Source organism: Ruegeria sp. CG1 (assembly GCF_056537265.1).
The window spans coordinates 362,234-380,804 of record NZ_JBQFRF010000001.1; the positions used below are offsets into that span (position 1 = coordinate 362,234).

At 57.6% G+C, this 18,571-nt stretch carries 19 protein-coding genes; 9 read left to right on the forward strand and 10 right to left on the reverse strand.

The window, feature by feature from the left end:
• Positions 1–3 precede the first annotated feature (3 nt).
• From ACR0AU_RS01835 to ACR0AU_RS01845, 3 genes are read right to left on the reverse strand one after another with little or no spacing between them, the layout of a single operon-like run.
• Entirely contained in the window at positions 4–738 is a 735-nt protein-coding gene (locus ACR0AU_RS01835) for an SDR family NAD(P)-dependent oxidoreductase (protein WP_480795190.1), read from the reverse strand.
• The gene (locus ACR0AU_RS01840; RefSeq protein WP_480795191.1) at positions 735–1,466 is read right to left on the reverse strand and encodes an SDR family NAD(P)-dependent oxidoreductase; all 732 of its coding nucleotides are present in this window, start codon (positions 1,464–1,466) and stop codon (positions 735–737) included. Before ACR0AU_RS01840 ends, ACR0AU_RS01835 begins: the two co-directional genes overlap by 4 nt.
• A 19-nt stretch (positions 1,467–1,485) precedes the next feature.
• The gene (locus tag ACR0AU_RS01845) at positions 1,486–3,036 is read right to left on the reverse strand and encodes a trimethylamine methyltransferase family protein (RefSeq protein ID WP_170732398.1); all 1,551 of its coding nucleotides are present in this window, start codon (positions 3,034–3,036) and stop codon (positions 1,486–1,488) included.
• A 341-nt stretch (positions 3,037–3,377) separates the two neighbouring features.
• Here ACR0AU_RS01845 and ACR0AU_RS01850 point away from each other — a divergent pair, with 341 nt between their 5' ends.
• Positions 3,378–4,865, forward strand: a complete 1,488-nt coding sequence (locus ACR0AU_RS01850) for an adenylate/guanylate cyclase domain-containing protein (RefSeq protein WP_170422077.1) — start codon at positions 3,378–3,380, stop codon at positions 4,863–4,865.
• Positions 4,866–4,942: 77 nt separating this feature from the next.
• On the opposite strand, the gene tyrS is transcribed toward ACR0AU_RS01850, so the two are convergent.
• Both tyrS and ACR0AU_RS01860 read right to left on the reverse strand, forming a co-directional pair.
• Positions 4,943–6,193 (reverse strand): tyrosine--tRNA ligase, encoded by a 1,251-nt coding sequence (gene tyrS / locus ACR0AU_RS01855; protein ID WP_170611148.1) that lies wholly within the window; start codon positions 6,191–6,193, stop codon positions 4,943–4,945.
• A gap of 298 nt (positions 6,194–6,491) precedes the next feature.
• Positions 6,492–7,571 (reverse strand): Hint domain-containing protein, encoded by a 1,080-nt coding sequence (locus tag ACR0AU_RS01860; protein WP_480795192.1) that lies wholly within the window; start codon positions 7,569–7,571, stop codon positions 6,492–6,494.
• A 650-nt stretch (positions 7,572–8,221) separates the two neighbouring features.
• Here ACR0AU_RS01860 and ACR0AU_RS01865 point away from each other — a divergent pair.
• A complete protein-coding gene (locus tag ACR0AU_RS01865; protein WP_480438855.1) occupies positions 8,222–9,301 on the forward strand; it encodes an anhydro-N-acetylmuramic acid kinase in 1,080 nt (359 codons plus the stop codon).
• A gap of 64 nt (positions 9,302–9,365) precedes the next feature.
• On the opposite strand, the gene ACR0AU_RS01870 is transcribed toward ACR0AU_RS01865, so the two are convergent.
• A complete protein-coding gene (locus ACR0AU_RS01870; RefSeq protein ID WP_480795193.1) occupies positions 9,366–10,256 on the reverse strand; it encodes a fatty acid desaturase in 891 nt (296 codons plus the stop codon).
• A gap of 4 nt (positions 10,257–10,260) precedes the next feature.
• Positions 10,261–10,680 (reverse strand): cupin domain-containing protein, encoded by a 420-nt coding sequence (locus ACR0AU_RS01875; protein WP_170626825.1) that lies wholly within the window; start codon positions 10,678–10,680, stop codon positions 10,261–10,263.
• Positions 10,681–10,766: 86 nt separating this feature from the next.
• On the opposite strand from ACR0AU_RS01875, the gene ACR0AU_RS01880 reads away from it, so the two are divergent.
• Positions 10,767–12,185 carry a protein adenylyltransferase SelO gene (locus ACR0AU_RS01880; protein ID WP_170422065.1) on the forward strand — a complete coding sequence of 473 codons (1,419 nt, stop codon included), beginning with the start codon at positions 10,767–10,769 and terminating at the stop codon, positions 12,183–12,185.
• 62 nt (positions 12,186–12,247) lie between these two features.
• Here the strand turns inward: ACR0AU_RS01880 and ACR0AU_RS01885 are convergent, their stop codons facing one another.
• Positions 12,248–12,679 carry a hypothetical protein gene (locus ACR0AU_RS01885; RefSeq protein ID WP_480795194.1) on the reverse strand — a complete coding sequence of 144 codons (432 nt, stop codon included), beginning with the start codon at positions 12,677–12,679 and terminating at the stop codon, positions 12,248–12,250.
• A gap of 116 nt (positions 12,680–12,795) precedes the next feature.
• On the opposite strand from ACR0AU_RS01885, the gene ACR0AU_RS01890 reads away from it, so the two are divergent.
• The 6 genes from ACR0AU_RS01890 to ACR0AU_RS01915 all read left to right on the forward strand — a co-directional run bounded on the left by ACR0AU_RS01890 (position 12,796) and on the right by ACR0AU_RS01915 (position 17,133).
• Entirely contained in the window at positions 12,796–13,500 is a 705-nt protein-coding gene (locus ACR0AU_RS01890) for an endonuclease/exonuclease/phosphatase family protein (RefSeq protein WP_170406281.1), read from the forward strand.
• Positions 13,501–13,572: 72 nt separating this feature from the next.
• A complete protein-coding gene (locus ACR0AU_RS01895; protein WP_170396723.1) occupies positions 13,573–13,986 on the forward strand; it encodes a Fur family transcriptional regulator in 414 nt (137 codons plus the stop codon).
• A gap of 136 nt (positions 13,987–14,122) precedes the next feature.
• On the forward strand, positions 14,123–15,001 hold the full coding sequence (locus ACR0AU_RS01900) for a DMT family transporter (RefSeq protein ID WP_170422062.1): 879 nt from the start codon (positions 14,123–14,125) through the stop codon (positions 14,999–15,001).
• A 144-nt stretch (positions 15,002–15,145) separates the two neighbouring features.
• Positions 15,146–16,423, forward strand: coding sequence for a phosphopyruvate hydratase (gene eno, locus ACR0AU_RS01905; protein WP_170406273.1), 1,278 nt, complete (start codon positions 15,146–15,148; stop codon positions 16,421–16,423).
• Positions 16,424–16,545: 122 nt separating this feature from the next.
• Complete coding sequence (locus ACR0AU_RS01910) at positions 16,546–16,863, forward strand: hypothetical protein (RefSeq protein ID WP_170422059.1); 318 nt, start codon at positions 16,546–16,548, stop codon at positions 16,861–16,863.
• A 102-nt stretch (positions 16,864–16,965) separates the two neighbouring features.
• Positions 16,966–17,133 carry a hypothetical protein gene (locus ACR0AU_RS01915; RefSeq protein WP_170396730.1) on the forward strand — a complete coding sequence of 56 codons (168 nt, stop codon included), beginning with the start codon at positions 16,966–16,968 and terminating at the stop codon, positions 17,131–17,133.
• Here ACR0AU_RS01915 and ACR0AU_RS01920 read toward each other — a convergent pair.
• Together ACR0AU_RS01920 and ACR0AU_RS01925 are read right to left on the reverse strand one after the other, a co-directional pair.
• Positions 17,130–17,579, reverse strand: a complete 450-nt coding sequence (locus ACR0AU_RS01920; RefSeq protein ID WP_170396732.1) for a GNAT family N-acetyltransferase — start codon at positions 17,577–17,579, stop codon at positions 17,130–17,132. The two genes, ACR0AU_RS01915 and ACR0AU_RS01920, sit on opposite strands and share 4 nt — an antisense overlap.
• Positions 17,576–18,514, reverse strand: a complete 939-nt coding sequence (locus ACR0AU_RS01925) for a nucleoside hydrolase (RefSeq protein ID WP_170509500.1) — start codon at positions 18,512–18,514, stop codon at positions 17,576–17,578. The genes ACR0AU_RS01920 and ACR0AU_RS01925 overlap by 4 nt, the downstream gene beginning before the upstream one ends.
• Between the last annotated feature and the right edge of the window lie 57 nt (positions 18,515–18,571).

Below are 18,571 nucleotides of genomic sequence, written 5' to 3' on the forward strand. Positions count from 1 at the left end.
TGGTCAGGGCAGGCTGAGCTTTGCCATCCGTCCGCCATCGATCGTGTAAATTTGACCGGTGACAAAACCCGCTTCCTCGGCTGCCAAGAACGCGACCAGTGCGGCGACTTCTTTCGGGTCGCCGGTGCGGCCTACGGGATGAATGCGGGCGATATCCCGGCGGAATGCGCCGGGGTTGTTCATGCTCTCGATGAAATCGATGTTGAGGTCTGTGTCGATCCAGCCCGGTGCCACCGCATTGCAGCGAATGCCTTCTGCTCCGTGATCCACGGCAACCGCGCGGGTCAGCCCATGCAGCCCGGCCTTAGAGGCGCAGTAGGCGGCATGGCCGGGGTTGCTGCCCAACCCCTCGACCGAGCCGATATTGACGATGCTGCCCTTGGTTTTGCTCAGATGTGGCAGTGCAGCCTGGATCAGCAGGAACGGGGCGGTCAGGTTGACCATGAGGTTGCGTTGCCAATCTTCAAGCGGCATGTCGTTGACGGAAGCCTCCTGCATCATGCCTGCATTGTTGATCAGTACGTCCAGCTGGCCCGCGCTGTCCACAACCTGCTTGATGATCTGCGCCGGGCTTTCCGGATTTGCAAAATCCGACGGGATAGAGGGGAACTCATCATCTTTACCGCGCTGCGCAGTGTAGACATTAGCCCCTTCTTCGCGCAGCCGCCGGGCGATGGCTTGTCCGATGCCACTGCGGCCACCGGTCACGAGCGCTGTTTTTCCTGCAAATCTTTTCATCGCACCGGCTTGCCCCCATTCACTTCGACCAGAGCACCACACATGTAGCGCGCCGAATCCGAGGCGAGAAAAAGGATCACTTCGGCTATATCTTCGGGTTCGGCGATACGCCCTAAAGGCACCGACTTCCCAAGCTCGGCAATCGCCGTATCAGGATCGAACCCACGTTTGGCAAAGCCCGAACGCAGCATCGGTGTGTTCACCTCGTTCGGGCAAACGGCGTTGATGCGGATGCCCTGATGGGCGTGATCGTGCCCCATGCATTGGGTGAGGCTGGCAATGGCCGCTTTGGTCATGCAGTACACCACATGATCCGGGCCAGGTCTAAGGCCCCAGCACGAGGCAGTGTTCACAATAGCACCGCCACCCGCCGCCGCCATGATTGGAATCGCAGCGCGGCAGATACGGAAAGGGGCCTCGACATTCACTCCGACGGACAGGGCCCAGTCCTCATCGGATGTTTCAGTCACCGGGCCGCGGGTGATCACGCCTGCATTGTTGATCACGATATCAAGACCACCCAGCGCCCGATGCGCGGCCAAGGCCAGCCCGTCGCAATAGTCGGGATCGCGCAGATCGCCGGGCAGATGCGCCTCGGCTTCAAGGCTGCCCACATCGCGGTCAGCAACAGCTACACGCGCGCCTTCGGCCCGCAACTGGCTGACGATGGCGCCCCCGATCCCGCCCGACGCCCCTGTGACGAGTGCGGTTTTTTCAGCGAACCTCATTCGTGTACCTCCCCGGGATCTAGTAGGACTGGTTCAGCTCATCCGCAGCCGGTATTTCACGCTCGCGCCGGGCGATGTAATCCAGCAGCTCTTCGTTCTTGGCGATATCGAGCGTTGGTTCCTGATACTCGGCCAGCAGCTTGCGGGCGTGTTTCAGGGCGCGTTCGGTGATTTCAACACAACCCTCAGCCTGCCATTGTTCGATCGAGTTGTTGTCGAACATATCAGGCATGAAGAATGCGCTCTGGAAATTGTCCTGCGTATGCGGATGCCCAAGGTAATGCCCGCCCGGACCGATATCACCGACTGCCGAAACGGCCTGATCGAAATCGCCCCATTTCGGGCCCTCGGCCATGCGATAGGCCATGGCGCATTGTTCCGCGTCAACGATGAACTTGGCGGTCGAGCAGTGCATCCCGGCCTCGTTCCAGCCCGCCGAGTGCCAGATGTAGTTCGCACCAGCATGGATGACCGCCTGCAAGGTGGTGGCAGATTCATAGCCTGCCTGCGCGTCGAACGTCTTGGCTCCGCCCAGAGTGTTTGAGGTACGCCAAGGCACTTCGTAGTGCCGCGCCATCTGGCCGATCATAAAATTCATCAGGCTGATCTCGGGCGTGCCTGCCATCGGCGCGCCGGATTTCATCGAAACGGTCGACAGGTAGTGCCCGTAGATCGCGGGCGCGCCCTTGCGGATCACCTGCGTATAGGCCAGCGCGCTGAGCGCCTCGGCATTCAGTTGCGCCACGGTCGCCGGAACGCTGGCGGGCGTGTTGGCCCCGCCCAGTACAAAGGGCGAGCACAGCACGGGCTGCTTCCGGCGACAGAAGGCGCGCATCGCGCCCAACATGGTCTCATCCCAGACCAGCGGCGAATTGCCGTTGCAATTGCCAGTGGTGACCGGGTGATCTTCAAGGAAATCCTCGCCGAACAGGATGGCGCACATCTCTATGACATCTTCGGCATTCTTGGGGCTGGTGGTCATGCCCATGAAGGTTTTGTCAGAGTGCTTCATTGACGAATAGGTAATCCGCAGATGCCGCTGACTTATCGGGTGATCATAGGGCTCCACGATGTGATGGGCCGAGGAATGCAGCGCGGGCAACATATGGCTGAGCTTGTGGAACATCGCCAGATCATCCAGCGTCGGGTTGCGGCGCACATCTTCCAGATCGCGCAAGAAAGGCGCGCCGGTCATTGGCACGAAGATCGAGTGTTTACCGCCCAGCCGCACGTTCTTTTTCGGATCGCGCGCGTGGTAGGTGAAATCTGACGGAATGGTCGCGATCAACTCGCGCACCAGACCGCGATCCAGATAGACGAGCTCGCCTTCTACCTTGGCACCAGCCTTCTTCCAGTCTTCCAGCGCGATGGGGTCACGGAACTGGACACCCACGTTTTCCAGAATATCCATCGAGGCCGCATCAATGCGTTCAACCTGTGCGCCGTCCATCACTTCGCATAACGGAATGCCGCGGGTCAGCCCTGGCAGCATCTCGAAGTTTGGAGCGGTGCGCATGGCGCGCCGGGCAGAGCGCCCTCCGGTACGTGTGGCTGTGGCAGTTCTGGTCATATGGTGCCTCCTTCCGGTTCAGAGTGGAACGGAAAGGGTGAGGTCCACATGCAGGAATGCGAAAGACTGTTGCGAAATGCGACGTTGGGGTTTCGTCAAATAAACGGCAACTCGAAGGAGGTTCACTAAAGCATCTCAAACGCATCTTTGTGGGAGTTTGTGTTTAACATCACGCAATGGCAGCGAAGCAGACGATGGGGCCAAAGAATTGCGGCCAAAAGTGACTAGTCCGCCCGCAGACTGTATTCTGATTAATGTATCGGCACCATTCGAGACGGGCTTAATCCATGTGGGAGCGGGGCATTAGGAACTCTCAGCAACCAAATCTGATCGTAAGGAGCGTGGCAAAAGCTGCCCTGTCTGTGCGGGTGAAACTGCTGATGGCGTTTTTGGGTATCACCTTGTTGCTTTTGGGATTGGCGCTTTTTGCGGTGTCGGCCTTGCAGCAATCGAACAGGCGTGTCGATGCGATGATCCATGATCAAGAGAGGATTGCATATTTCAACGAAATCCATTTGGCGCTGAGCGAGTTGAACCTGATGAACTTGTCCTTGGTCATCGATCAGACGCCCGGGGACGACTCGGACGAAATTTTTGCATTTTCAACCGGCAATTTCATCGGTCAGATCGAGAACCTGCAACATCACATTGCGCAAGGGATACGTCGATTCCTGCAGGCGGGCAGCAAAGAGTTCCAAACCATTGATGAAATCCGCGCAGATTTGGGCGACATCAAAACCAAGGCCGCCGCCATGGTGCGGTTTCGAAGAGACGGGGACATGCAGAATCTCGCCGAATTGGGATTGGATCAGATTTTTCGCCAAGTTCGTTCACTGCAAAGCGATGCGTATAATCTTGTGCAGGGCGCCGAAGCAGAGATGCGTGACCGGGCAAATAGGAATGCCGAAGTTTACCAATCGACGCGCAAAATGGTCGTGGCGGCGGCAACAATTGCAATGGGGGCAGCCCTTTTTCTTGGCTACGCAATCTCTTCGTCACTGATCTGGCCAATGCGCCGAATCGGCCAAACACTTAGCGTTGTCGCCGAAGGAGATTTCGCGGCGCGAGTTGATGTCCCCAATCGCGACGAGCTTGGCAAATTGGCAAACGACGTGAATGCAACAAGTGCGCGTCTGGGTGATCTTTATGAACAGGTAGAGACCCAGCGAGCCGAATTGGAAGCCGAATACGACCGGTCGGAAAAGTTGCTTTACAATTTGCTGCCAGAAGACATTGCGGTAAGATTGAAGCTTGAGCCAGACCAGACTATCGCTGACAGTTTGCCCAAGGTTGCAATACTATTCGCTGATATCGTGGATTTCACGCCACGGGCATCGAAACTGCCGCCGGAAGATGTAGTCGGGTTTCTGAACAAGATCTTTCGTCTATTTGATGAATTGGCCGACAAACACGGATTGGAAAAGATCAAGACAATTGGTGATGCCTATATGGTCGCGGCAGGTATGCCGTCTCCGGTCGGCGACCCGGTGCATCGCGTCGCCGAGATGGCTCTGGACGTGCAACGGTCGGTTGCGGAAATGTCACCTGATTTTCCGGATGGGCTTCAAGTAAGAATCGGACTTCACGCAGGGCCTGCTGTCGCCGGTGTCATTGGAAACCAGAAGTTGTTCTATGATGTTTGGGGGGAAACGGTGAACACCGCCAGCCGGATGGAGAGCCACGGTGAACCGGGGAGGATCCAGGTAACGGGTGCCGCAAAAGAGGAGCTTGAAGCGGACTACGACTTCGAACCCCGAGGCGTGGTGGAGATAAAGGGATTGGGTTCTGTGAAAACGTGGTTCTTGATCGGTTCTAAAACCAAAAGCTGACCACTACGTCTCGACCTAATTAATCTGCCACTTCTACTTCAATGGACGGCCACCCGGCGGCGACCGCCCAATTTGGATCAGCCCAATTGAACCAGTGCGTGGCGCTTCTTGCCCGCGCTCAGCTTGATCGGCGATGACAACGCGCCTGCGTCGATCATCAGTCCCGCATCAGTCAGCGGGGCGTCGTCCATTTTGGCGCCGTTTTCGGCGATCAGGCGTTTGGCTTCTTTGCCGGATTTGGCGAGGCCGGATTTGACGATCAACTGCACGATGGACATGCCGTCACCCAGCTCTGATGCGCTGAGGGTCAGGGTCGGGAGGTCTCCGCCAACGCCGCCCTTTTCGAACACCTCGCGCGCGGTCGCCTCGGCGGTTGCAGCGGCTTCTGCACCGTGCAGCAGAGTTGTGACTTCGTTGGCGAGGCGGATTTTGGCCTCGTTGATTTCGGACCCTTGCAGCGCGGCCATGCGGTCGCATTCGTCTACCGGAAGCTCGGTGAAGATTTTCAGGAACCGTCCCACATCGGCGTCGGTCGTGTTGCGCCAGAACTGCCAGAACTCATAGGCGCTCAGCATGTCGCCGTTCAGCCAGACGGCTCCACCTTGCGATTTGCCCATTTTGCGACCATCGCTGGTGGTCAGCAGGGGTGTGGTCAGACCGTAGATTTCGTGATCCAGCACCCGGCGGGTCAGGTCGATGCCGTTGACGATGTTGCCCCATTGGTCCGAGCCGCCCATCTGCAGAACGCAGTTGTATCGGCGGTTCAGTTCGAGGAAATCATAGGCCTGCAGGATCATGTAATTGAATTCGAGAAAGCTCAGCGACTGTTCACGATCCAACCGCGATTTCACCGATTCAAAGCTGAGCATCCGGTTGACCGAGAAATGCCGCCCAATATCGCGCAGGAAATCGAGGTAGTTCAGGCTATCCAGCCATTCGGCATTGTTCAGCATCAACGCGCCGGTCTCGCTGTCATCGTAAGACAGGTATTTCGAGAACACCTGTTTCATGCCTGCGATATTGGCGTCGATCTGTTCAGGGCCCAGCAGGGGGCGTTCATCCGAGCGGAACGAGGGATCGCCCACCTTGGTGGTGCCGCCGCCCATCAGGGTAATTGGCTTGTGGCCGGTTTTCTGCAACCAGCGCAGCACCATAATGTTCATCAGGTGACCTACATGCAGCGACTGTGCGGTGGCGTCATAGCCGATATAAGCCGTCTGCACCCCAGAAATCAGAGCGTCGTCAAGGCCTTGATAATCGGTGCAGTCGGCGAGAAAGCCGCGCTCGATCATCGTGGCGATGAAATCCGATTTGGGGTGGTAGGTCATGACGCTCAACAGGCCTTGTGTTCTGGCCCTCTCTGCAAGGGCTGGTGTAAGTCATAGGTCAGTAATTTCAAAACCAGACCCGCTTGGTCGCACGACGGAAGGTACATTCATGCGACTGGCCTTCTAATTCCCTAAGTCTCGCGGAATGTCCAGACATTGGCGAGCAAGTGCAGTCCGCACTGAAAGAATCTTGCGGATAAGCTTTCTGAGGGAAACGCGAAGAAATAACGCATAGCGAAACACAGAATATCGCGTCAGTCTTTGAAGCGTACCAAGTCCTGCCGGATAACCTCTGGTTCTAGCGTGCAGTGTGTCTGGACAGAAGCGGCTTTTCATTCTTGATGTGGCGTTCAATCAGTTGCTTTTGCAGCTTCCCGGATGGGATCGGGCAGGCGGGCTTGGGGGCAAATTCCAGTTCTGCTATCTCGGGGAATATGCTCAGGATTTCTGTTCGTGCTTCTGCACTGATGGCCTTGAGTACTTCCGGTCCGGTAAACAGGCTTTCCGATGGTGCGCCTTCGGCATAGACTACCTCGTGCTGTCCAAAAAGAAGGTGAAAATACTCGACGCTCTGGGCATCCTGGTCGATGAAAATACCGGGCAGCGAAGTCAGATTGACGGCGGGTACCAGAACTTCGGAAGTCCTGAACATCCGCTCGACAATCTTTGAAGACACCAGCATCCGGTGCTGCCGGGACACCACAAGATCACGCTGAGGCAAGCCCAGACCTAACGCTCCGGCGCTGATACGAACTGGGCGCAGTTTGGGGTTTGCCGCCAGTTCTGGGGCAGATATCGTACGGCGAAACACCCGCAGCAGGGTGGCAAATCCGGGCCCATCACCTGTGGGATCAAACACTTCGACGTCATCGCTGGCTTTCAGGTCCTCGACCGACTTATGACCACCCCTTACCCGAATACTCGTGCCACTGGTGAAACAAGGAACAAAGTCGTCAACGGGCAGATTTACGACTGGACTGGCGAAGGCACCGTCACCAAGCGCCGTGATCGTCAGTGTTGTGTTGAGCGGGGGGACATCCCCCAAAAAGCCGATGAAAAACCCTTGCTCGGCTCCGCCGCCAAACGCGCCGTTGCCGCTGGAATCATAGTCGAAAACGCCAATCGTATAGGTATTGGTGCCATCCGTGACTATGTAATTGTAGTCCCAGGCAATTGCATTCCCCAGATAGGTTTGCGTGGGGTCGTCTGGGAATTCGTTGTTTACACCGTCTCCCTCGATGGTGTTGGGGTCAACACCATCAGTAATTTCGATCGTATTGTACGCGGAGATCTGAAATGTCGTTCCAACGCCGCCGAATTGGGCCTGGTTCGTGGTCAGAGTCGTGTCCGTCCGAAATGCACCGTATATGTTTGGCATAAACCCTGTTCAGGCCAATTCACTGCCGCTTTTTACTAAGCGGTATGAACCTACTCACCCGTCCTCAATTTGTTGTCTGTGCTTTGCTGCATATTAGTATCTCATCTATAAGCATTGGTGCAACATTTGCGAATATCCGGGGTTTTGAGCCTGCGCTTTTATTGCACTGAACATCCCAAAGTACCGGCCATTATTCAGTCGCTTTGTTTCAATGAAAATCTGACGAAGCTGAGCTATATGGAATGATCGTAGGTGCTTCAGATCAAGTGGAACACTGAAACCGGCGACGGGCATTCTTGGGAGAGCTTGGCAGCTGCTGTAGCGATCTGCGAACATGTGGTAATGGACTTTGTACAGCTCTTTCATGAGCACTCGGAACTGCGCTGCGTTTGGGAACGCCTTGTCGCCTTCATTCGCGGTCTCGTACCTTTCGGAATTTTGTAGCGGCGCACGGTACAGGCGGGGGCAGAGGCAAGGAAAAGGCACCTTTTCCAAGAAAAATGAAGCTCGCGCATGATGTGTCTTGCCTTGGCTTTGCATTACCGTGCAGGTTGTGCTCAGAACCCGGCGAAACGGGTGGAGAGACGCAATACGAGGTCGGCGTGGGCAGGGTCATCAGCAAATCGGGGGCGATCAGAGCGTTGGGGGCCATGTCGGGCACATCGCTGGACGGTGTGGACGCTGCGGTCGTTGAAACCGATGGGCAGCAGATATTCGGCTTTGGTCCTAGCGGGTATCGCGCTTATTCCGAAGAAGAGCGTGCCACACTGCGCGCGGCGCTGGGGCTTTGGCATGGACCAAAGGTTGATATTTCGGCTGAATTGGTGACCCGGGCACATGCCGAGGTTCTTTCAGAGTTCGAAGAGGTCGACCTGATCGGCTTCCACGGTCAGACATTGGCACATGAGCCGCGTGGGCGTGGCACGTTGCAGGTGGGTGACGGGCTGGGTCTGTCGCAGGCTTTGGGGCTGCCGGTGGTCTGGGATTTTCGCAGCGATGATGTGGCGCTGGGCGGAGAGGGTGCGCCTCTGGCCCCGTTCTTTCATTTCGCCTGCGCCAAATGGATCGGGGCGGAAGAGCCGCTGTGTTTCCTCAATCTGGGCGGTGTTGGGAACCTGACCTATGTTGACCCGTCTTTTGACGGGCCTGAAGCGCCAGGGGCGTTGCTGGCTTTCGACACCGGACCCGCCAACGCGCCGGTTGACGATCTGATGCAGGCGCGGTTGGGGTTGCCGATGGATCGGGACGGCGCGCTGGCCCGAGAGGGTACGGTCGAGGCCGGCGCACTGGAGCTGTTTCTGGCCGAGCCCTATTTCAACCGAATGCCGCCCAAATCGCTGGACCGGAATGATTTCTCGGAAATGATCGGTCTGGTGACCGAGCTGAGCGATGCGGATGCGGTGGCCACGTTGACCGGGATGAGCGCTGCGGGTGTGCTGCAGGGGATGGAGCATTGTCCCAAGCCACCCGCCCGTATGTTGGTGACCGGGGGCGGACGTCACAACCCAGTGCTGATCGAAATGCTGCGCGTGTCGCTGGATTGCCCGGTCGAGCCGGTTGAGGCGGTTGGGCTGGACGGAGACATGCTGGAAGCGCAGGCCTTTGCCTACCTTGCCGTGCGTGTGGCGCGGGGATTGCCGACCTCTTGCCCGGGTACCACCGGGGTAAGTGCGCTGGTCGGGGGCGGTGTCGTCTCGTCTCCGGCGAAAGGTGTCGTGGTGAGCGGGTAGGGGGCTCTGCCCCCGTCGCTGCGCGACTCCCCCGAGGTATTTTTGGCCAGATGAAGAGGCGGATCTAGCGATTTAGGGCGCGGGCGTAATCCAGGGTGAATTCGGTGTAGCCGTCCGAGGTGGATTGCAGGTGTGCCTGGGTCCAGCGGTGGAAGGCTGGAAGGTGGTGGAAAGGCACGTTTGGAAAGGCGTGGTGTTCCGCGTGGTAGGGCATGTTCCAGGCCAGAAATCGGATCATTCGATTGGTAAAGGTGGTACGGGAGTTTTCGAGCATATTTGCCACCGGCGGGCAGAGGCCGTGTTCAGCCAGCAGGTATAGGCGCAGGAAAGGCTGGCCGATAAGGGCGGGCAGAAGCCAGAGCCAGAACAACAAGGGGCTGAAGAACAGGCTGAGTGCGGCCAGGGCATATAGTGTAGATAATATTCGGGCTTCGGTTCGTATGGCGCAGTGCTGGCGGGTTGGCAGGTAAGCGGCGTCAATCCTGCCGCGCGCGTTGTCGGTCAACACACGGGCCATACCCGTCCAATATGGCCAGCCGCTGAGATAGATCGCAAGGCTGCGCCAGTTTTCGGGGCGGGGTTTGCCGCCAAGTTCCGGGTCTTTGGCCGGGTGGTTTGTCCATTTGTGATGGGCAAGGTGAAAGTAGCGAAACCATGTGAACGGCAGGCAGATGGGAATTGAGACAAGGTGCCCAACCGCTTCGTTGATCCAAGGGGTTTTGAACGGCGTCTTGTGGGTGCATTCGTGGCTGAGCGTAAAGAGGAAAACCAGCAATAGGCCTTGCGGCAGGAGCAATAGTGGCCAGAGGGGAACCTGTAGGATGATACCGGTGCTGGTTGCTGTCAAAGCGCCGAAATAGATCGCTAGATGTCTGAGACCTGCCGTGTCTGACCGCTGTTGCAGCCTGTCCTTGGTCTCGGGCGGGATCGCGGCGATCAGGGCGCGGTGGTCCATGGAATTACACTCTTGGAATATCAAAGCCGGGTGGTGCGAGTTCAAATCCGTCAAAATCAAATCCCGGTGAAACAGTGCAACTGACCAGCGTGTAGTCTCCACTGCTGCGCGCCGCCTGCCAATGGCCCTTGGGTACAATAAGCTGCGGTGCGCCTTGGGTCAGATCAGGTGTGAGGGTGTGGTCTTTGGCAGGGCCTGTATCGGAGGCGCTGAGCGAGAGGATCAGCGGAGCGCCGGAATGGTAGAGCCAGATCTCGGTCGCATCTACCTTGTGCCAGTGGCTGCGCTCACCCTCTGCCAGTAGGAAGTAGATGCAAGTGCCGGTGGCACGTCCGGGATTGTCGGCGCGCCAGGTCTCTTTGAACCAGCCGCCTTCGGGGTGCTGCTGCAGGTTCAGGTGTTGGATGATGTCTTGCGCGGTCATGGAAGCCTCGGGTCTGTTTGTGGGATTATGCACGCACGCGCACGATCTGCTATGGCAATTGTGTATGCAGAGCATATGTTTGCCGCATGACTTTGACGATCCCGTTTGACAACAGCTATGTTCGCCTGCCGGACACCTTCTTTGCGCGGCAGGGGCCTGTGCCTGTGCGTGCACCAAAGCTTGTTGCCTTCAACAGTGATCTGGCGCGACTGTTGCGGATTGCGCCGGGCGACGTAGAAGAGATGGCGCAGGCTTTTGCGGGCAATACTGTGCCCGAAGGGGCCGAGCCGCTGGCGCAGTTATATTCCGGGCATCAGTTTGGCACCTATAACCCTCAACTAGGAGATGGGCGCGCGGTTTTGTTAGGTGAGACGGTCGGAACCGACGGGATTCGGCGGGATATTCAATTGAAGGGCTCAGGGCAGACACCTTTCTCGCGCCAGGGAGATGGACGTGCCTGGCTGGGGCCGGTTTTGCGCGAATATGTGGTTTCCGAGGCGATGCATGCGCTGGGCATTCCCACCACGCGCGCCTTGGCAGCGGTTGAAACCGGAGAGATCGTGCTGCGCGAGGGTCCGATGCCCGGGGCGGTACTGACACGTGTGGCGCAAAGCCATTTGCGGGTAGGCACGTTTCAGGTGTTTGCAGCGCGAGGGCAGTTAGAGAGCCTGCAACGGCTAACTGAATATGCCATTCAGCGCCACTATCCTGAGGCGGACGGGGCTATGGGTTTGTTGCGCGCGGTTCGGGATGCGCAGGCCGGGTTGATCGCCCGATGGATGAGCGTGGGTTTCATTCACGGGGTCATGAATACTGACAACAGCTCGATCGCCGGTGAGACGATCGACTATGGCCCATGTGCGTTCATGGACAGCTATCACCCGAATACAGTCTATAGCTCGATCGACCGGATGGGGCGGTATGCCTACTCGAACCAGCCTGAGATTGCGGTTTGGAATCTGGCGCAGCTGGCAACGGCCCTAATTCAGCAGTTTGAGGACAAGGACGCAGCTGTCGAAGAGGCCACCGAAATTGTCCATGCCATGCCTGCGTTGATGCAGGCACATTGGCTGGAACGTTTCAGGGCCAAGATCGGATTGGTTCGGGCAGAGGAGGGGGATCTTGAAATGATCTCGGATCTGTTGACGCGGATGGCGCAGAATCAGGCGGACTTCGCAAACACGTTCCGCGCGCTGGGCAGCGACCGCGCGCGAGACCAGTTTGCCGACCCGGCGGCTTTTGACGAATGGGCAAAGGGGTGGCAGGAACGCTTGGCGCGTGAGGATGCGCCTTTGGACGTGATGGCTGTGGCCAATCCGGCCTTCATTCCACGCAATCATCGGGTGGAGCAGATGATTCAGGCTGCGGTGCAGGGCGATTACGCACCGTTCAATCGGCTGAATGAAGTGCTGTCACGGCCGTATGAGGATCAACCAGAATCAGCTGACCTGATGCGCCCTCCGGCGAAGAACGAGGTCGTACACGCGACATTCTGCGGTACGTAACAAAGAGACGGTTTCTTATGAAGAAACCGAGCCTGAAACTTTTGAAGTTTCAGGTTTCGAGGCTATCGGGGCGTGTCTGCAAAGGGTTCGGCGATCACCTGACACGCATCTTCATAGACAACGTAGCCGATCCGGTCTGATCGCAGAGAATCGATCTGATATCCGTTTTCTTTGAGCAGTGCGACCATCTCATACGACTTGCCCAAAACCTCATTGGCTTCGGGTTTGAACCAGCTGAGGCCTTTGGTATTGCGCTGAAAGGCGCCTTTAGATTTTGTCCTGTTGAACCGATAGGGGATTTCAAGGTTTTCCCGGAACCAAACCAGCAGCGCCTCAATTCGATCGAATGTGTATTTATCCAGCGCGGCAGTGTCGCGCAGGTCGTAGGCCGCGCAGAAGAACCCCTGACGCGCGTCCATATCTTCTATCTTGATCGGGTGCACAAACCTTATGAACATGATCGTGAAGGTGGCCGAGGGGCTGCGCGGGCTCAAGGCCGTTTTGCACAAATGTTAGCGGAGCAGGCGGCGCGTTGCCATTCAGCGCTGGGTTCGGCTTGCACTTGTCCGACCAGTTGGCGATCTTGGGTTAAATCAGTTTAAGTGTGCCGATGACCTACCGCTCGACCCTGCGCCTTGCCAGTTACAACATTCAGAAATGCGTGGGACTCGATTTCCGGCGGCAGCCGCAGCGGATATTGCAGGTCATCGAAAGCATGCAGGCCGATATCGTCGTTTTGCAGGAGGCGGACAAACGATTGCCGCCCCGTCCTGCCGCTTTGCCACATTTCATGTTGGATGAGGCCGGGTGGCAGATCGTGGACTTGGGCGGTGCCGGTAGTCTTGGTTGGCATGGCAACGCGGTGATCTGGCGTGGGGACGCCATTCAGGTGCGTCAGGCAGGTCATCATGATTTGCCGGGTCTGGAGCCCCGCGGCGCCGTGCGGGTCGAGTTTGATACGCAGATCGGACCTTTGCGGGTGATGGGGATGCATCTTGGGCTTTTGCCGGCGTCGCGACGCCAACAGATCAGTCATATCCGTCGATGTGATTCTGATCTGGAACACATGCCCACCGTCTGGGCCGGGGATTTCAACGAATGGTCACGCCAGCCTGTTCTAGATCATTTGGCCCCGGACATGCAGTTTCTTCCTCCGGTTCCAAGCTTCCCGGCCGCGCAGCCATTGGGGGCACTGGACAGAATCGCGGTGGGGCAGGGGCTTGAGGCTGCACTGCACGGGGTGCATGATGCGCGGCCCGCGCATATCGCCTCGGATCATTTGCCGGTCTGGGCCGATCTGCGACGCATCGCCTGACCGCAAAATCGTCTGTGGCGCAGGGCGCGTAGACATATTAAGACAGAACACCGAACAGTCCCGGGGGTCACCATGTCCGACACGATTATCGCCCGTTGCGAAGCCAAGGGCCTGCGCATGACCGGCCAGCGGCGGACCATTGCACAGGTCTTGCAGCAAAGCGAAGATCACCCGGATGTAGAAGAGCTTTATGCCCGTGCTTCAGCCGAAGATGCGGGAATTTCGATCGCGACAGTCTATCGTACCGTGAAGTTGTTCGAAGAGGCCGGGATACTTGAGCGGCTGGAGTTCGGTGACGGGCGCGCGCGGTACGAAGATGCGGAGCGCGATCACCACGACCACCTGATCGACATGCAGTCAGGCGAGGTGATCGAGTTTGTCGACCCTGAGATTGAAGCTCTGCAAGAAAAGATTGCGGCCAAGCTTGGCTACAGGCTGAAAGGCCATCGCCTAGAATTGTACGGCGTACCGTTGGAAAAAGACTGACACATCACGAAAATCGATCGGTCGGTGAACGCGATTTCATCGAACATGTCGTAATACTGCTTGCGACGTCGCAAAGGTTGCGGTTTTGCTGCCGGAAAGGTCCGCCTGTCAGCGGCCTGTTCCAATGGAAACGCGCATGAACAACGTAAACGGCATTTTGCTGATCATCGGCTCGATGGCGGCCTTCGCGCTTGAGGACATGTTCATCAAGCATCTCTCGGTCAGTGTGTCGACCGGGCAGATCATGATCGCATTGGGTCTGATCTGCGGGGCTGTGTTTACGCTTATGTCTATGGCAACACGCAAACGCATCTTCGACCCGGTCGCGTGGCAACCTTTGCCGCTGATCCGTGCCGGGACCGAAGCCTTTGGTGCGCTCAGCTTCGTGACCGCGCTGTCACTTGTTGATCTGTCGACTGTGGCGGCGGTTTTTCAGGCGATGCCACTATTCGTCACGATGGGGGCAGCACTGTTTCTGGGTGAGCAGGTCGGTTGGCGCCGTTGGAGCGCCATCGGGATCGGCTTTGTCGGCGTCTTGATGATCATCCGCCCCGGGTTCGAGGGATTCCAGCCGGAATCATTGTTTGTTTTGGTATCGGTCGTTGCGATCGCGGCACGTGATCTGATCACACGCAGGTTGGATGTTCGTGTGGCCTCGTCGGTCGTCGCATTGCAGGCCTATATCGGAGTGGCGCTGGCTGGTGCGGCCCTTATGGTGTTCACAGCACAGCCCGTTGTGCCGCTGCAAGCTGCGCAGATCGGGCCTTATCTGGGTGCCATCGGGTTCGGCGTATTGGGCTATTACGGTATCGTAACCGCGATGCGGATTGGCGAAGCTTCAGCGCTGACGCCATTTCGGTATACTCGGTTGGTGTTCTCGATCACGGCCGGGATGCTGATGTTTGGCGAACGCCCCGACAGCATGACGTTGGCCGGTGCCGGTCTGATTATCGGATCAGGTCTGTATACTTTCATTCGAGAACGCCAGCTGGCGCGGGCATTGGCAGTGGCCTAAGCGCCCGCGACCTGTTGGCGCAAACAGCAAACTGTTAGCCCTAAAGGCCGAAAAATATAAGTGTTAGCGATAACGGAAACGGTTTACTTTTCGCCGCGTGCTGGTATGAGGCATGCAACCGTTGGCATCATTGGGACCCGTATCATGAGCACGATCATCGACATCCACGCACGCGAAATACTGGACAGCCGGGGCAACCCGACGGTCGAAGTGGACGTGATTCTGGAAGACGGCACCATGGGCCGCGCCGCTGTGCCTTCAGGGGCGTCGACCGGCGCCTACGAGGCGGTGGAAAAGCGCGATGGTGACAAATCTCGTTACATGGGCAAGGGCGTGCTGGAAGCGGTTGCTGCCGTTAACGGAGAGATCGCCGAAGAACTGGTGGGCTTTGACGCGACCGAGCAGGTGGCCATCGATCAGGCGATGATTGAACTCGACGGGACCGAGAACAAGGGCCGTCTGGGCGCGAACGCTATCCTGGGTGTCTCGCTGGCGACGGCCAAGGCGGCGGCGGATTTCACCACGCAGCCTCTGTACCGCTATGTTGGCGGTACTTCGGCGCGCGTGCTGCCGGTGCCGATGATGAACATCATCAATGGCGGCGAACACGCCGATAATCCGATCGACATTCAGGAATTCATGATCATGCCGACCTCGGCCGCGAATATCCGCGAAGCCGTGCGCATGGGGTCGGAGGTGTTCCATACGCTCAAGCGCGAACTGTCGGCTGCCGGACTGGCCACCGGAGTGGGGGACGAAGGTGGTTTTGCCCCTAACATCGCTTCGACCCGTGAGGCACTGGATTTCATCCTGCAGGCGGTCGAAAAAGCGGGCTACAAACCCGGCGAAGAGATCCATCTGGCGCTGGACTGCGCCGCCACCGAATACTACCGCGACGGAAAATATGTTCTGTCGGGTGAAAACATCTCGCTGACCTCAGAGGAAAACGCAGAGTATCTGGCGACATTGGTCAAAGATTACCCAATTATCTCGATCGAAGACGGTATGTCCGAGGACGATTGGGATGGCTGGAAAGCGCTGACTGATGCCATCGGCAACGAAGTACAACTGGTCGGCGACGACCTGTTCGTAACCAACCCAGAGCGTCTGGCAGAGGGGATCGATCGTGGCTGTGCCAACTCGATGCTGGTCAAGGTGAACCAGATTGGATCACTGACCGAAACTCTGCGCGCCGTCGATATGGCCCACCGCGCACGGTATACCAACGTGATGTCGCATCGCTCGGGCGAGACCGAAGATGCCACCATTGCCGATTTGGCTGTGGCGACCAACTGCGGGCAGATCAAAACCGGCTCGTTGGCGCGGTCGGACCGGTTGGCCAAATACAACCAGCTGATCCGCATCGAGGAATCGCTGGGTGAGGTCGCAGAATACGCCGGCGCGTCGATCCTAAAGCGCTGAGTTTGGCGTACTTGGTAAAACCAGATCAGGCCCCGGTAGAACGCCGGGGCCATTTTTTTCTTTGAGTCATTACCGATCCGTCTAAGCTGGGCATCGAAGGCCAACATGGGAGAGGGCGATTTATGACAACATTCAAACGCATCGTTGGCGCTGGGGCGCTATTGATCCTGCCTCAGCTTGCAGGGGCTGATCGTCCGCCTCAGGCAGTGTGCCAGAAAATGGTGGAAGGCGATCCCAGCGGGCAGGTCACGATGGAGGAATGCCTGTGCACCTATAACGTCGCCAACACGGTTTTGGACGATGACATCAAAGAATTATTGTTCGAGTCCTGGTACACCGGTGAGAACATAACTGAACAGTTGAATGCGCTGCCCAAACCCAAACGCGTGCCCCGGCAGTTCAAGACCATGGAGCAGACGTTCAATAAGAACTGCCGCTGATCGTTAAGCTAAACAAACATAAATGTCGTTATGTGTGAACTTGTTCCTATTGCGGCGCTGTGACTCCCGATAGTCTGCAAGCATTGCAGAAAGGGGGACGATATGTCTGCTTCAAAGGTCTTTCTCGTAATTTCAATGCTTTGCGCGGGGATGCTGGCCGCATGTTCAGAGCCTGGGACCTATCCGATCACAGGGATGCAGGTTTCGCAGGATGATCCGGTGCAGGAAATGGCAAATCCGGCGGTAATCTTCCGGGGGGAATCGCGCTAAAGCGATTTGCTCATCAGCATGTAGCGATCGCGCGGTTTAAAACCTGACCGCAGATATAGTTTCTGCGCGGTTTCGTTGGTCCGGTCGACCTCAAGATGCAGGGCGGTCAGACCGGCCTCGGCCAACGCCTTGGGGAGATCATGCAGCACTTCGGTGGCGATACCGCGTCCGCGGACGGCGGGGCGGATGTAAATCTCATCTACAAAGGCATCCATGCCACCAAACTCGACCGACCAGCCGAAGGTGAGGATGACATAGCCCAGCGGTGCGCGGCCCGGACCGATCAGATATATGCACCCATGGGGAATTCCATCCAGTAGAGGGGTCAGCGCGTTGCGACGTTTCTCGTCGTCCTGCGCGATGCCGGATTCCGAGTGAAACGCTGCGACCAGCGCCATCAGTCGGTCCAGATCGTCGGGGCGGGCAAGGCGGAGTGCGGCGGTCATAGGCGGGCAAGTCTTTCTGTGAGCAGGTCGAAGAAACCTTGGGCATCCACGTCACCCATGAACATGGCGTTTGGTGCGCGATCAGTGACCCGCCACCAGTCGGCCACTGTCATGCCCAACGTCAATTCTGATTGGGTTTCGATCTCAACATTGATGTGGCGGCCCGAGAACAACTCGGGTCGGATCAGATAGGCGGTGACGCAGGGGTCGTGCAGCGGTGCGCCCTCCGATCCGTATTTTTCCTTGTCGAAACGTTCGAAGAAATCGGTCATTTCTGCGACCGCATGACCAACCTTGCTGTCCAATGCCCGGAATGCATCGTTGCGATGGGGCGTGACCAGCGCGTCGTGGGTGACATCCAATGGCATTACGACGACATGAATGCCGGATTTAAACACAATATCAGCGGCTTCCGGGTCGACATAAATGTTGAATTCGGCTGCTGGTGTGATGTTTCCAACCTCAAAATACGCACCACCCATCAGCACGATTTCCTGCACCCGGTTGATGATGTCGGGCGCTTTCTGGAACGCTGTGGCGATGTTGGTCAGCGGCCCCAGAGGGCAGAGCGTCACCGTGCCGGGCTCATGTGCGCGTAGGGTATCGATGATAAAATCGACCGCGTGACCTTCGGCCAGAGGCATTTCAGGATCTGGCAAAACAGGGCCGTCGAGCCCTGTTTTACCATGCACATGCTCGGCGGTGACGAGCGGGCGTTTCAGGGGGCGATCGCATCCGGCGTAGACGGGGATTTCGGTGTGCCCCGCCAACTCGCACACGATGCGGGCGTTTTTGGCGGTCAGCTCCAAAGGCACGTTTCCAGCGACGGCGGTGATACCCAGAACCTCGATCTCTTCGGGGCTGGCAAGCGCCAGAAGAATGGCGACGGCGTCGTCCTGTCCGGGATCGGTGTCGATTATGATCTTGCGGGGCATTGTGGTCTCCGGGGCCGTGAAGGGCGGACACTCGCAAGTGTCGCGGGGCTTGTCCAG